Here is a 13,673-nt window from a genome sequence, read left to right as displayed (position 1 = left end):
ACGCGGTGGGTGCGGTGCGGCCGGCGAGGCGCCGGCGTGCGGAACCGCACGCCGGCTGAATGGGGCGGGCGCTCAGGCAGCCGCGTCGGCGGCGCGCTCGGCGGCTTCGATCGTGTTGATCAGCAGCATCGTGATGGTCATCGGGCCGACACCGCCCGGCACCGGCGTGATGTGGCCGGCCACTTCCTTCACGCCCGCGAAGTCGACGTCGCCGCACAGCTTGCCCGCGTCGTCGCGGTTCATCCCGACGTCGATCACCGTCGCGCCGGGCTTCACCATGTCGGCGGTCAGGATGTTGCGCTTGCCGACCGCGGCGACCACGATGTCGGCCTGCCGCGTGTGCGCGGCGAGGTCGCGCGTCTTGCTGTGGCAGATCGTCACGGTCGCGCCGGCGTCGAGCAGCATCATCGCCATCGGCTTGCCGACGATGTTCGAGCGGCCGATCACGACCGCGTTCGCGCCCTGCAGCTGGATGTCATGCGCCTCGAACATCTTCATCACGCCGTACGGTGTGCACGGGCGGAACAGCGGCTTGCCGGTCATCAGCGCGCCGGCGTTCGCGACGTGGAAGCCGTCGACGTCCTTTTCCGGTGCGATCGCCTCGATCACCTTGTGGCTGTCGATGTGCTTGGGCAGCGGCAACTGGACGAGGATGCCGTGGATCTTCGGATCGCGGTTCAGCGCGTCGATGTGCGCGAGCAGGTCGGCTTCCGACAGCGTGTCCGGGTACGCGTCCTTCAGCGAGAAGAAACCGTTGTCCTCGCACGCCTTGATCTTGTTGCGCACGTAGACTTCGCTTGCCGGGTTGGCGCCGACGAGAATCACCGCGAGACCGGGCTGGTGGCCGCGTGCGGTCAGGGCGGCGGCGCGTTCGGCGGCCTGCGCGCGCAGGGTCTTCGAAAGGGCGTTGCCGTCGATGAGGAGGGCTGTCATGGTGGTGGTCCTGCCGGGAAGTTGGAATGCGATCGTGCGGCGCCCGAAGCGTCGCAGCAAAGCACGCGATTATACCAACCGCCTGCCGCCGTCCGACAGCGAATAAGCAGGAAGCGTCATGGCCGCGGCGCTCGCGCGCCGGGAGAAAGGCCGCCGCCGCGCGAGTGGGCCGCATCGCGCGGGGCGGCCAGGGCTGGCTGCGGGCCGGGCGGGCAGCGTCGCCGCGGCCGGCGCGCGCTCAGGCCTGCTTCTTCGACAGCGCGAGGCGCAGCAGGTCGGCCACCGTGTTGACGTTGAGCTTTTCCATGATGTTCGCGCGGTGCGCCTCGACCGTCTTGATGCTGATGCCGAGATCGTCGGCGATCTGCTTGTTCAGGCGGCCCGCGATGATCCGCTCGAGCACCTGCTGCTCGCGCGCGGTCAGCTTCGACAGGCGTTCGCTCGCGGCACGCTGTTCCTGGACGCTCTTGCTTTCGCTTCGGGCCTTGTCGAGCATCCGCTCGACGAGCTTGCGCAGCTCGGCTTCGTCGAACGGTTTCTCGATAAAGTCCATCGCACCCTTTTTCATCGTCGAGACGGCCATCGGCACGTCGCCGTGACCCGTGACGAAGATGATCGGCAGCGCGGCATTGTCGGCAATCAGGCGCTCCTGCAGTTCGAGGCCGCTCATGCCCGACATCCGGACGTCGAGGATCAGGCACGCGATCTGGCCGGCCTGCTGCGCAGGCTGGTAGGCATCGAGGAACTGCTCGGCGCTCGAGAAGCATTGCACGCGATAGCCGTTCGCCTCCAGCAGCCAGCGCAGCGAGTCCCGTACGGCCTCGTCGTCGTCAACGACAAAGACGGTTTCCTGAGTGGTGGTGACAGGGCTATTCATAGTTCTCCCGTAACGGTATGTGATGCCGATGCCTCGCGCCCCCCTTGGCCGAGATCAGCGGGTTCCCCAATGGGCAGGCTGCAGTGGAACGTTGCGCCGGAAATGCGGCCATCCGGCTCGACGTTGTTGACCACCCACAGACGCCCCCGATGCGATTCGATGATCGAACGGCAGATATTCAGCCCCATGCCCATGCCATCGGACTTGGTGCTGTAAAACGGTTCGAACAGGCGCTCGGCGGTCGCTTCGTCGACGCCCGGGCCCTGGTCGATCACGCGGATGTCGACGAAGCCCGCCTCGATGTCGGCGACGACGCGGATCACGCCGTCCACCGAAGCCGGCTTCACGTCGGCCATGGCTTCGGCCGCGTTCTTCATCAGGTTCACGAGCACCTGCTCGATCAGCACGGGGTCGACATAAATAATAGGCATTCTTGCGAGGATTTCCGTGACGATCCGGATCCTGCGCTTCCTGGCCTCGATTTCGGCGAGCCCGACCGCGTCGGCGACGATGTCCGCGACCCGCGCCGGCTGGCGCTTCGGCTCGCTGCGCTTCACGAATTCGCGGATCCGCTTGACGATCATCCCCGCGCGCAGCGCCTGCTGCGCGGTCTTTTCCAGCGCGGGCTGCAGCGTCTCCGGCGTGCCGCGGCCGCTCTTCACGAGCGCGAGCGTGCCCGAGCAGTAGTTGTTGATCGCGGCGAGCGGCTGGTTCAATTCGTGAGCAATCGACGACGCCATTTCACCCATCGTCATCAATCGGCTCGTGAACTGCAGCTTCTCTTCCTGCTGGTGCGCGAGTTCCTGCGCTTTCTTGCGGGTCGTGATGTCGGTCGCGATCTGCATCTGCGCGAGGTGGCCGTCCACCCACTGGATGTACTGGCGGCGCACCTCGAACCACTTCTGGATGCTCTCGACGTACACCTCCTGCGCGTCCGCCGTGCTGCTCGTCAGCGCGGCGGCCGGCAGGCCCGCGAACGCGTCGACCATGTCGATCGAGTCGGATGAGGCCTGCGCGCGGTCGAAGCCGCCGCCCGACAGCTCGAGATGGCCGTCCGGGCGAATGCCGAACAGGTGGCGGTAGTAGCGGTTCGCGAACAGCAGCTCGGCCTCGTCGGCGGCCAGCACCGACACCGCGGCGTCGAGGCTTTCGAGCACCGTCGTGAACCGCTCGTGCGCGGCCGCGAGTTCCTCGCGCGCACGCTTCGGCTCGGTGATGTCGGTCATCGACGACATCCAGCCGGTCTGGCGGCCCGAGCTGTCGATCAGCGGCGACACGTACAGGCGCGCGTGGAACAGCGTGCCGTTCTTGCGCCGCACGCGCAGCTCGAAGCCCGAGCTCGGTGCCTTGCCGCGCAGCGTCATGTCGAGCTGGCGCTGCATTTCCGGGTACGCGTCGCGCGGCCAGTACGGGAACGGCGCGACCTTGCCGACGAGGTCGGTTTCGTCCCAGCCGGTCATCCGGCAGAACGCGGGGTTCACGTGCGTGATGCGGCCGTGCATGTCGAGCACGCGCATGCCGATCAGCACCGAGTTTTCCATCGCGCGGCGGAAGAACGCTTCCGCGTACAGCGCCTGCTGCGCCTCGAAGCGCTGGCGCGTGTGCTTCCACAGGCTCCAGAGGCTCCACAGCACGAAGCACGACAGGCCTGCGACGAGCCACACGAGCGTGTTGTTGGTCAGGTTCGTGAGCTGCGGGAATGCGTACACGCGCACGGTCAGCCCCTGGCCGGGCGGATCGAGCGGCAGGTCGTAGTGCGAGTCGCGCGGCAGGCGCGGGCGCGTCGACGTGGACGACAGCTCGCGGTTGTTCGCGTCGGTGATCGAGATCTTGTACTTCGACGACAACTCCTGCGGGATGTCGTGCTTCAGGATGCCTTCGACCGAGAACACCGCGGCGATCGAGCCGAGGTACTCGCGGTCGCCGCGCATCACGGGTGTCTGCAGCGTGATGAAGCCGTTGCCGAAGTCGTCGTAGATCAGCGGCGAATAGGCCTGGCGGCGCGTGCTGCGCGCCTCGTCGTACGCGCCGCGCACGGCGTCCTGCATCTGCGCTTCGCCGGGCTTCGCGAGCCGCTGGCCGAGCAGCGGCGGATGCACGGTCGGCCAGCGCTGCACGCCGGGCGACGTGTACCAGTTCAGGTAGAGGATTTCCGGATGCGTTTGCATCACGTCCGCGACGGCCATCTGGAACGCGTTCTGATCGAGCCGGCCGGAGGCGAGATCGCGCGACAGCGCCTGGAGCTGTTCCTGCGCGCCCGTCATCGACAGGCGGATCTGCTGCTGCGCCCAGGCGACGTTACGGAAGAGGGTGTCTTCCTGCTGCTGCTGTTCGCGGCGATTGAGGCTCCACAGGATGAGGCTCATCACTACCAGGAACACCAGGATCGACAGCAGGGGCGTCAGCAAATAGGAATTGGACCACCACGGTCCGTGGTGCCAACGGGACGGCTGCGACTCCGCCGGCGGGCCCGACGGTCGCGCCGAGCGTGCGAAAAGCCGATCGGTCAACATGGCAGGATTGTAGCGCAGCGCAATACATGGAAAACCTATACCGGATATGTTGAACGGAAACGGATTTGTTCAGCCGCGACGCGCCGGAGAGCCCCGAAATATGGGTGCAGCGCAGCAATATTCCGCATTGCGAGAAAAGATCTCACAATTCGAAAATTTTGTTGCGCAGGCCCGCGCACGCTCATTACAATCCGTCGGAGCTTGCCCGCAGCCGGTCGCGTCGCGTCGTCTGCACGAGAGCGATCCTCACATTCCAGGACCCAGGAGACGAGAATGTCCGCTGTACCGAACGAAGTGATGAAATATGTCGCCGCCGAACATGACGACGACCCGCAGGAAACCGTCGAATGGCTCGAGTCGCTCGACGGCGTAATCTCCTCCGTGGGCACTGGCCGCGCGCACTACCTGATCGAAAAGCAGATCGAATTCGCCCGCATGCACGGCGAACACCTGCCGTTTTCCGCGAATACCCCGTACATCAACACGATCCCGGTCGCCGCGCAGGCGAAGATCCCGGGTGACCAGGACATCGAGCACCGCATCCGTTCGTACACGCGCTGGAACGCGCTGGCGATGGTGCTGCGCGCAGGCAAGGACACGAACGTCGGCGGCCACATCGCATCGTTCGCATCGGCCGCGACGCTCTACGACGTCGGCTACAACCACTTCTGGCACGCGGCGTCCGAGCAGCACGGCGGCGATCTCGTGTTCGTGCAGGGCCACTCGTCGCCGGGCGTCTACTCGCGCGCGTTCCTGCTCGGCCGCCTGAAGGAGGAGCAGCTCGACAACTTCCGCCAGGAAGTCGACGGCAACGGCATTTCGTCGTACCCGCACCCGTGGCTGATGCCGGACTTCTGGCAGTTCCCGACCGTGTCGATGGGCCTCGGCCCGATCATGGCGATCTACCAGGCCCGCTTCATGAAGTACCTGGAAGCGCGCGGCATCACGAAGACGGAAGGCCGCAAGGTGTGGGCATTCCTCGGCGACGGCGAGACGGACGAACCGGAATCGCTCGGCGCGATCGGGATGGCGAGCCGCGAGAAGCTCGACAACCTCGTGTTCGTGATCAACTGCAACCTGCAGCGTCTCGACGGCCCGGTGCGCGGCAACGGCAAGATCATCCAGGAACTCGAATCGGAATTCCGCGGTGCCGGCTGGAACGTGATCAAGGTCATCTGGGGCAGCCGCTGGGATGCGCTGTTCGCACGCGACAAGTCGGGCGCGCTGATGCGCCGCATGATGGAAGTCGTCGACGGCGAGTACCAGACGTACAAGTCGGAATCCGGCGCGTTCGTGCGCGAGCACTTCTTCAACACACCTGAACTGAAGGCGCTCGTCGCCGACTGGTCGGACGACGACATCTGGGCGCTGAACCGCGGCGGCCACGATCCGCACAAGATCTACGCGGCTTTCCACGAAGCCACGCACACGAAGGGCGCGCCGACCGTCATCCTCGCGAAGACCATCAAGGGCTACGGGATGGGCGAGTCGGGCCAGGCAATGAACATCACGCACCAGCAGAAGAAGCTGCCGGTCGAGCAACTGAAGAAGTTCCGTGACCAGTTCCGCCTGCCGATCACCGACGAGCAGATCGCCGACGTGCCGTACCTGAAGTTCGAGGAAGGCTCGAAGGAACTCGAATACATGCGCAAGCAGCGCATGGACCTCGGCGGCTACCTGCCGCATCGCCGCGAGAAGGCGACGTCGCTGCCGGTGCCGGCGCTCGACGCGTTCGAGCCGCTGCTGAAGGGCACGGGCGAAGGCCGCGAGATCTCGACGACGATGGCGTTCGTGCGGATCCTGAACATCCTGCTGAAGGACAAGGCGCTCGGCAAGCGCGTCGTGCCGATCGTCCCGGACGAATCGCGTACGTTCGGCATGGAAGGCCTGTTCCGCCAGATCGGCATCTGGAACCAGCAGGGCCAGAAGTACGTGCCGGAAGATTCCGACCAGCTGATGTTCTACAAGGAATCGGAAACCGGCCAGATCCTGCAGGAAGGCATCAACGAAGCGGGCGGCATGTGCGACTGGATCGCGGCGGCGACGTCGTACTCGACGCACGGCGAGATCATGGTGCCGTTCTACATCTTCTATTCGATGTTCGGCTTCCAGCGGATCGGCGACCTGGCATGGGCCGCGGGCGACATGCGTTCGCGCGGCTTCCTGCTGGGCGGCACCGCGGGCCGCACGACGCTGAACGGCGAAGGCCTGCAGCACGAAGACGGCCACTCGCTCCTGTGGGCGGCATCGGTGCCGAACTGCGTGAGCTACGACCCGACCTTCGGCTATGAGCTCGCCGTGATCGTCCAGGACGGCCTGCGCCGCATGGTGGCGGACCAGGAAGACGTGTACTACTACATCACGGTGATGAACGAGAACTACGAGCACCCGGCGATTCCGCAGGGCGAGCACGTGGCGGCCGACATCATCAAGGGCATGTACGCGTTCAAGAAGGCCGACGCCGACGCGAAGGCGCCGCGCGTCCAGCTGCTCGGCGCGGGCACGATCTTCAACGAAGTGATCGCTGCCGCCGACCTGCTGAAGAACGACTGGGGTGTCGCCGCCGATCTGTGGAGCGTGCCGAGCTTCACCGAGCTCGCGCGTGAAGGCCATCAGGTCGAACGCTGGAACCTGCTCCATCCGACCGAAGAGCGTCGTCTGTCGCACGTGCAGAAGTGCCTGAAGGACACGCAGGGCCCGGTCATCGCATCGACCGACTACGTCCGTGCGCTGGTCGACCAGATCCGCGGCCAGATCGATCGCCGTTTCGTCGTGCTGGGCACGGACGGCTTCGGCCGCTCGGATACCCGCGAGAAGCTGCGTCACTTCTTCGAAGTCGACCGTCACTGGGTCACCGTCGCCGCGCTCAACGCGTTGGCCGACGAGGGCACGATCGAACGCAAGGTGGTCGCGGATGCGATCGCCAAGTACAACCTCGATCCGTCGAAGCCCAACCCGATGACCGTTTAACGCACACGCCGTGTGATGCCGCGCGCCGCTCCCGCGAGGGGCGCGCGCGGCCATGGAGACAGAAACAGATGAGTCAAGCGATCGAAGTGAAGGTGCCGGATATCGGCGATTACAAGGACGTGCCGGTGATCGAGATCGGCGTGAAGGTCGGCGATACCGTCGAGCCGGAGCAGTCGCTCGTCACGCTCGAGTCGGACAAGGCGACGATGGACGTGCCGAGCCCGGTCGGCGGTGTCGTGAAGGAAATCAAGGTCAAGGTGGGCGATTCCGTGTCGGAAGGCTCGCTGATCATCCTGCTCGAAGGCGCCGCCGCGGCGCAGGCGAACGGCGCGGTCGCGCCCGCTGCTGCTCCGGCTCCGGCGACAGCGCCGGCACCGGCTGCTGCAGCACCGGCGGCCGCACCGGCAGCAGCCGGCGGCACGCTCGAAGTGAAGGTCCCCGACATCGGCGACTACAAGGATGTGCCGGTGATCGAGATCGGCGTGAAGGTCGGCGACACGGTCGAGAAGGAGCAGTCGCTCGTCACGCTCGAGTCGGACAAGGCGACGATGGACGTGCCGAGCCCGGCCGCCGGCGTCGTGAAAGAGATCAAGGTGAAGGTGGGCGATTCGGTGTCGGAAGGCACGCTGATCGTGCTGCTCGAAGCCGCAGGTGCCGCTGCTGCCGCACCGCAGGCGAGCGCACCGGCTCCGGCCGCTGCCGCTCCGGCGCCGGCATCTGCCGCCGCACCCGCGAAGGCCGCCCCGGCCCCGGCTGCTGCCGCTCCGGCGCCGGCTGCTGCACCGTCGGGCGAATACCGCGCCAGCCACGCATCGCCGTCGGTGCGCAAGTTCGCACGTGAGCTCGGCGTCGAAGTCGCACGCGTGCAGGGTTCAGGTCCGAAGGGCCGCATTACGAAGGAAGACGTCACGGGCTTCGTGAAGGGCGTGATGACCGGCCAGCGCGCAGCACCGGCCGCGGCAGCCGCGCCGGCGGGCGGCGGCGAGCTGAACCTGCTGCCGTGGCCGAAGGTCGACTTCTCGAAGTTCGGCCCGTTCGAAGCGAAGCCGCTGTCGCGCATCAAGAAGATCTCGGGCGCGAACCTGCATCGCAACTGGGTGATGATCCCGCACGTCACGAACAACGACGAAGCGGACATCACCGAGCTCGAAGCGCTGCGCGTGCAGCTGAACAAGGAGCACGAGAAGGCGGGCGTGAAGTTCACGATGCTCGCGTTCGTGATCAAGGCGGTCGTCGCCGCGCTGAAGAAATTCCCGACGTTCAACGCGAGCCTCGACGGCGACAACCTGGTGTTCAAGCAGTACTACCACATCGGTTTCGCCGCGGACACGCCGAACGGTCTCGTCGTGCCGGTGATCCGCGATGCGGACAAGAAGGGTCTCGTCGACATCGCGAAGGAAATGGCCGAGCTGTCGAAGGCCGCACGCGACGGCAAGCTGAAGCCGGACCAGATGCAGGGCGGTTGCTTCTCGATCTCGTCGCTCGGCGGGATCGGCGGCACGAACTTCACGCCGATCATCAACGCGCCGGAAGTGGCGATCCTCGGGTTGTCGCGCGGGCAGATGAAGCCGGTGTGGGACGGCAAGCAGTTCGTGCCGCGGCTCACGCTGCCGCTGTCGCTGTCGTATGACCATCGCGTGATCGATGGCGCCGAAGCCGCGCGGTTCAATGCGTATCTCGGCGCGTTGCTCGCCGATTTCCGTCGCATCATTCTTTGATGAGCGGGGGGGCTCGCGGGGGCGTGGGGTTTTTGTTGGTTATCCACGCTCTGTCGTTGAACCTGTTTTGCTAACGGTCTATTAGCGTCGCCCCTGCGCGGGGCGGCGGTCACTTTTCTTTGTCTTCCAAAGAAAAGTAACCAAAAGAAAGGCGCGTCCTTGGGCGGACGGCAAAGGTGGTCCTGCCCAGGTTCGCGTTTTCTTGTCCGGCCGTAGTCTCGGGTTCTTTTGCGGGTTTCTCCCCCCTCTGTCTGCAGCTAATCAAGAAGGGGACAGTAATGAGTCTCATCGAAGTCAAGGTTCCGGATATCGGCGATTTCAGCGGCGTCGATGTCATCGAAGTCAATGTCAAACCCGGCGACGTGATCGAAAAAGAGCAGACGCTCATCACGCTCGAATCCGATAAAGCCTCCATGGAAGTGCCCAGCGACGTCGCCGGCACCGTCAAGGAAATCAAGGTCAAGGCCGGCGAGAAAGTCTCGCAAGGCACCGTCATCGCCATCGTCGAAGCCTCGGCAGGCGCAGTCGCACCCGCGAAAGCACCGGAACCGGCGAAGCCCGCAGCGGCTGCACCCGCACCGGCCGCAGCCGCGCCGGCACCCGCGCCGCAAGCCGGCAGCTACGCGGGTGCCGCCGACATCGAATGCGACATGCTCGTCCTCGGCGCTGGCCCCGGCGGCTACTCGGCCGCGTTCCGCGCCGCCGACCTCGGCATGAAGACGGTGCTCGTCGAACGCTACTCGACACTCGGCGGCGTGTGCCTGAACGTGGGCTGCATCCCGTCGAAGGCGCTGCTGCATACGTCGCTGGTCGTCGAGGAGGCCGCGGCGCTCGCGTCGCACGGCATCACGTTCGGCAAGCCGGAAGTCGATCTCGACAAGCTGCGCGACTTCAAGGGCGGCGTCGTCAAGAAGCTGACGACGGGCCTCGCCGGCATGGCGAAGGCACGCAAGGTCGAAGTGGTCACGGGCGTCGGCGCTTTCGTCGATCCGTTCCACATGGAAGTTCAGGGCGAAAACGGCAAGAAGGTCGTCAAGTTCAAGCAGGCCATCATCGCCGCGGGCTCGCAGGCCGTGAAGCTGCCGTTCATGCCGGAAGACCCGCGCGTCGTCGATTCGACCGGCGCACTCGAACTGCGCCAGCTGCCGAAGCGCATGCTCGTGATCGGCGGCGGCATCATCGGCCTCGAAATGGCCACGGTGTACTCGACGCTCGGCGCCGAGATCGACGTCGTCGAAATGATGGACGGCCTGATGATGGGCGCGGACCGAGATCTGGTGAAGGTCTGGGAAAAGTACAACGCGAAGCGCTTCGGCAACGTGATGCTGAAGACCAAGACGGTCGGCGCGGAAGCGAAGGAAGACGGCATCTACGTGAAGTTCGAGGGCGAGAAGGCCCCGGCGGAAGCGCAGCGCTACGACCTCGTGCTCGTCGCGGTGGGCCGCAGCCCGAACGGCAAGAAGATCGGCGCCGACAAGGCGGGTGTCGCGGTCACGGATCGCGGCTTCATCGACGTCGACAAGCAGATGCGCACGAACGTCCCGCACATCTTCGCGATCGGCGACATCGTCGGCCAGCCGATGCTCGCGCACAAGGCCGTGCATGAAGGCCACGTCGCAGCGGAAGCCGCGCACGGCGAAAAGGCGTACTTCGACGCACTGCAGATCCCGTCGGTGGCGTACACCGATCCGGAAGTGGCGTGGGCCGGCAAGACGGAAGACCAGTGCAAGGCCGAAGGCATCAAGTACGGCAAGGCCGTGTTCCCGTGGGCCGCATCGGGCCGCGCGATCGCGAACGGCCGTGACGAAGGCTTCACGAAGCTGATCTTCGACGAGGAAACCCATCGCGTGATCGGTGGTGCCATCGTCGGCCTGAACGCGGGCGACCTGATCAGCGAAGTGTGCCTCGCCGTCGAGATGGGCGCGGACGCGGAAGACATCGGCAAGACGATCCATCCGCACCCGACGCTCGGCGAATCGGTCGGCATGGCCGCCGAGCTGTACGAAGGCGTCTGTACCGACCTGCCTCCGCAACGCAAGAAGTAACGCGGCCGGCTCGGCCGGCAGTGTGCCGGCCGTGAAAAAACGCCGCCTCCCGGGTGATCCGGGCGGCGGCGTTTTCTTTTGTTGGCGGCCGATGCTCAAACGACCGTTCGAGCATGGTCGGCAACGCGCCGGTTCCAGCATGTTCCGGCGCCAGAAACGAAAAAGCCGCGCTGGGCGCGGCTCTTTCAGGAGCAGGGGACGCTTACGCGGCCGGCTTGCTCGTACGACGTGCAGCAGCGGCGGTAGCAGCCTTCGTTGCGACGGCAGCAGCAGCGTTGAAGTTCGTTTCAGCGATTTCGACGGCTTGCTTCGTGGCCTTCTGAACCGTTTCGTACGTGGTGTTCGCAGCGTTCAGTGCCGACTTCAGTGCGGCGACAGCCGTTTCCGAACCGGCCGGGGCGTTCTTCGCGACGTTGTCGATGAGTGCCTGGACCTTCTTGTTCTGCTCTTCGAATTGCGCTTCGGCAACTTTCGCGAACTCGGCTTGCGTCGACGATGCGATTTCATACAGGTGACGGCCGTACGACAGCACCTTTTCCGCGACCGGCTGCGACAGGCTGGCTTGCAGCGCGATCAGTTCCTGTGCGTCCTTCACCGACAGCAGACGCTGTGCGTTTTCCTGGCCTTCGGCCAGCGTCGACTTCACGACCTGCAGATTGAGTTCGATCAGCTTTTCGACGCCTTCGAACGCCTTGGTCGTCAGACCGAACAGGCTTTCGAGGTTGGCTTTCTGGGCGGCGGCGATTTGCTCGGGGGTCAGCAAGGACATGTCAAGCTCCTGAAAAGCGATCGCGTCGATCGCAGGGTAAAGGGCACTACGCTGGGGAACCTCGGATGCGCGTGCTTTGTGCAACGCAGCAATGAGGCTTATTTTAGGGCAGAGAAAACCAATGTCAAGTATTTTTTGTGCGTTGCACAATCGCGACAAATTATCGATAAAACAACGAGTTATCGTGCCTGTTCGGAATCGGTTTCATGCCGCGATCCCAGATGGTGCGCACGGCTGAGGGGCAGGCGCGGCGCACCATGATCATGCACAGGTAAACCTGACAGGCCTGTGGAACGTTATCCTTCTGTTCCTGTCGAAAACGCGCCGTTTCGATACGTGTCCCGTGGCGACGTGCCGCCGCCATGGCCGAGACCGGCGCCCCTGGCACCCCGAGCGCCGGATACGTAGTTTCCCCGCTTTAAATTGCCTCTGAAGTGACGTTATCTCAATTAACCGTGTGTAATCGGGAGACGGGTACTGTCGGGCAGCGCACCCCATCGATTTTTTCGATGGGAGCGGGAGGGTTCATTGGTCAGAGGTTGGCCGACCCTTACATTCCGGTTTAACGACGATCGGTAAGTGCCTAATATTGCTCTTTTTTTCAGCTTTAACTACACTTGCGGAAACCTCCCGCCCGCTTTGTCCAGACCCCAATGAAAGCCGAATCGTTTTCACCGCGCAGATTGTTGCAGAGCATGACGCTCGGCACGGCTGTGTCGGTCGCAGTCGCCTTGCTGGCGACCACTGCGTCCGTCGCGCCGGCTGACGCCTTTGCCGCCACTGCGAAGACCCAACAAGCCGCCAAGAAAAAGGCTGTCGCTCCTGCTTCGTCCGCGAAGAAGAAGTCGGCCAAGGCCAGTTCCGACAAATCCGCGAAGGTCGCGGCCGCCGACGCGCCGCGCGCGAAGGCGTCGCGCAAGCGCGTGACGCTCGCGTCGAACGTGCATGGCGGCCATCACGGCGCAGTCCGCAAGGTCGCGTTCCAGCCGCGCCGGCCGACCGTCGGCCAGGCGTTCGGCCTGCACGACACGCCGGACGCGCTCGCGCTGCGTTCGAGCGTCGCGTACGTCGTCGACCAGAATTCGGGCGAGCCGCTGTTCGACAAGAATTCGCACGCCGTCGTGCCGATCGCGTCGATCTCGAAGCTGATGACGGCGATGGTCGTGCTCGATTCGAAGACGCCGATGACCGACCAGCTCGAAGTCACGGACGAAGACCGCGACTACGAGAAGGGCACGGGCTCGCGCCTGTCGGTCGGTTCGGTGCTGTCGCGTGAAGACATGCTGCACATCGCGCTGATGGCGTCGGAAAACCGCGCGGCCGCCGCGCTGTCGCGTTACTACCCGGGTGGTCGTCCGGCGTTCATCGCCGCGATGAACGCGAAGGCGAAGTCGCTTGGCATGACCGACACGCACTTCGAGAATTCGACGGGTCTGTCGAGCTCGAACGTGTCGAGCGCACGCGACCTCGTGAAGATGGTCAATGCGGCGTACCAATACCCGATGATTCGTCAGTTCTCGACCGATCGCACCTACGAGGTGTACACGGGCAAGCGCAACCTGGTCTACAACAGCACGAACGCGCTGATTCGCGGCAATGGCTCGTGGGACATCGGTCTGCAGAAGACGGGTTTCATTAACGAAGCGGGCGAGTGCCTCGTGATGCAGGCGACGATCCACGGCAAGCCGATGGTGATGGTGTTGCTCGATTCGTTCGGCAAGTATTCGCGCTTTGCCGATGCGGCGCGCCTACGCAACTGGCTCGATGCGGGTGGCGGCGAGCGCCTGACGGCGGCCAACACGCCGAGCGGCGGGACCTGATCGCACGATGGCGTGGCGGTTCGCCGCC

8 protein-coding genes are annotated in these 13,673 nt (G+C 64.8%); 4 read left to right on the top strand and 4 right to left on the bottom strand.

The annotated features are described in order from the left end of the window. Positions 1-72: 72 nt before the first annotated feature. The 3 genes from folD to fixL all read right to left on the bottom strand — a co-directional run bounded on the left by folD (position 73) and on the right by fixL (position 4,323). Positions 73-933: a bifunctional methylenetetrahydrofolate dehydrogenase/methenyltetrahydrofolate cyclohydrolase FolD gene (gene folD, locus LGM89_RS21465; RefSeq protein WP_226273810.1), complete on the bottom strand. Its 861-nt coding sequence runs from the start codon at positions 931-933 to the stop codon at positions 73-75. Positions 934-1,171: 238 nt separating this feature from the next. Further along, a complete protein-coding gene (gene fixJ, locus LGM89_RS21460; RefSeq protein WP_006493245.1) occupies positions 1,172-1,810 on the bottom strand; it encodes an oxygen response regulator transcription factor FixJ in 639 nt (212 codons plus the stop codon). Next, positions 1,807-4,323 (bottom strand): oxygen sensor histidine kinase FixL, encoded by a 2,517-nt coding sequence (fixL, locus tag LGM89_RS21455; RefSeq protein WP_011352574.1) that lies wholly within the window; start codon positions 4,321-4,323, stop codon positions 1,807-1,809. Before fixL ends, fixJ begins: the two co-directional genes overlap by 4 nt. Positions 4,324-4,596: 273 nt before the next feature. Between fixL and aceE the strand changes: the two genes are divergently transcribed. From aceE to lpdA, 3 genes are all read left to right on the top strand, one after another. Then, positions 4,597-7,293, top strand: coding sequence for a pyruvate dehydrogenase (acetyl-transferring), homodimeric type (aceE, locus tag LGM89_RS21450; RefSeq protein ID WP_089495164.1), 2,697 nt, complete (start codon positions 4,597-4,599; stop codon positions 7,291-7,293). A gap of 68 nt (positions 7,294-7,361) precedes the next feature. After that, positions 7,362-9,011, top strand: coding sequence for a dihydrolipoyllysine-residue acetyltransferase (aceF, locus tag LGM89_RS21445; protein ID WP_226273809.1), 1,650 nt, complete (start codon positions 7,362-7,364; stop codon positions 9,009-9,011). A gap of 278 nt (positions 9,012-9,289) precedes the next feature. Continuing rightward, a complete protein-coding gene (gene lpdA, locus LGM89_RS21440) occupies positions 9,290-11,056 on the top strand; it encodes a dihydrolipoyl dehydrogenase (RefSeq protein WP_089495162.1) in 1,767 nt (588 codons plus the stop codon). A 202-nt stretch (positions 11,057-11,258) separates the two neighbouring features. Here the strand turns inward: lpdA and LGM89_RS21435 are convergent, their stop codons facing one another. Continuing rightward, a complete protein-coding gene (locus LGM89_RS21435; protein WP_226273808.1) occupies positions 11,259-11,825 on the bottom strand; it encodes a phasin family protein in 567 nt (188 codons plus the stop codon). Between the two features lie 653 nt (positions 11,826-12,478). Here LGM89_RS21435 and pbpG point away from each other — a divergent pair. After that, entirely contained in the window at positions 12,479-13,645 is a 1,167-nt protein-coding gene (pbpG, locus tag LGM89_RS21430; protein WP_089440510.1) for a D-alanyl-D-alanine endopeptidase, read from the top strand. Positions 13,646-13,673: the final 28 nt, after the last annotated feature.

The sequence above is a fragment of the Burkholderia sp. AU31624 genome (assembly GCF_020420065.1).
In the GTDB taxonomy this organism is placed as follows: domain Bacteria; phylum Pseudomonadota; class Gammaproteobacteria; order Burkholderiales; family Burkholderiaceae; genus Burkholderia.
The sequence above is the reverse complement of the archived record's forward strand: the minus strand, read 5'-3'. Positions and strand labels throughout refer to the sequence as shown.

What these genes read in the sequence shown, in the direction of transcription:
- folD (WP_226273810.1), bottom strand. Translation starts at nt 933, where the DNA reads ATGACAGCCCTCCTCATCGACGGCAACGCCCTTTCGAAGACCCTGCGC.
- fixJ (WP_006493245.1), bottom strand. Translation starts at nt 1,810, where the DNA reads ATGAATAGCCCTGTCACCACCACTCAGGAAACCGTCTTTGTCGTTGAC.
- fixL (WP_011352574.1), bottom strand. Translation starts at nt 4,323, where the DNA reads ATGTTGACCGATCGGCTTTTCGCACGCTCGGCGCGACCGTCGGGCCCG.
- aceE (WP_089495164.1), top strand. Translation starts at nt 4,597, where the DNA reads ATGTCCGCTGTACCGAACGAAGTGATGAAATATGTCGCCGCCGAACAT.
- aceF (WP_226273809.1), top strand. Translation starts at nt 7,362, where the DNA reads ATGAGTCAAGCGATCGAAGTGAAGGTGCCGGATATCGGCGATTACAAG.
- lpdA (WP_089495162.1), top strand. Translation starts at nt 9,290, where the DNA reads ATGAGTCTCATCGAAGTCAAGGTTCCGGATATCGGCGATTTCAGCGGC.
- LGM89_RS21435 (WP_226273808.1), bottom strand. Translation starts at nt 11,825, where the DNA reads ATGTCCTTGCTGACCCCCGAGCAAATCGCCGCCGCCCAGAAAGCCAAC.
- pbpG (WP_089440510.1), top strand. Translation starts at nt 12,479, where the DNA reads ATGAAAGCCGAATCGTTTTCACCGCGCAGATTGTTGCAGAGCATGACG.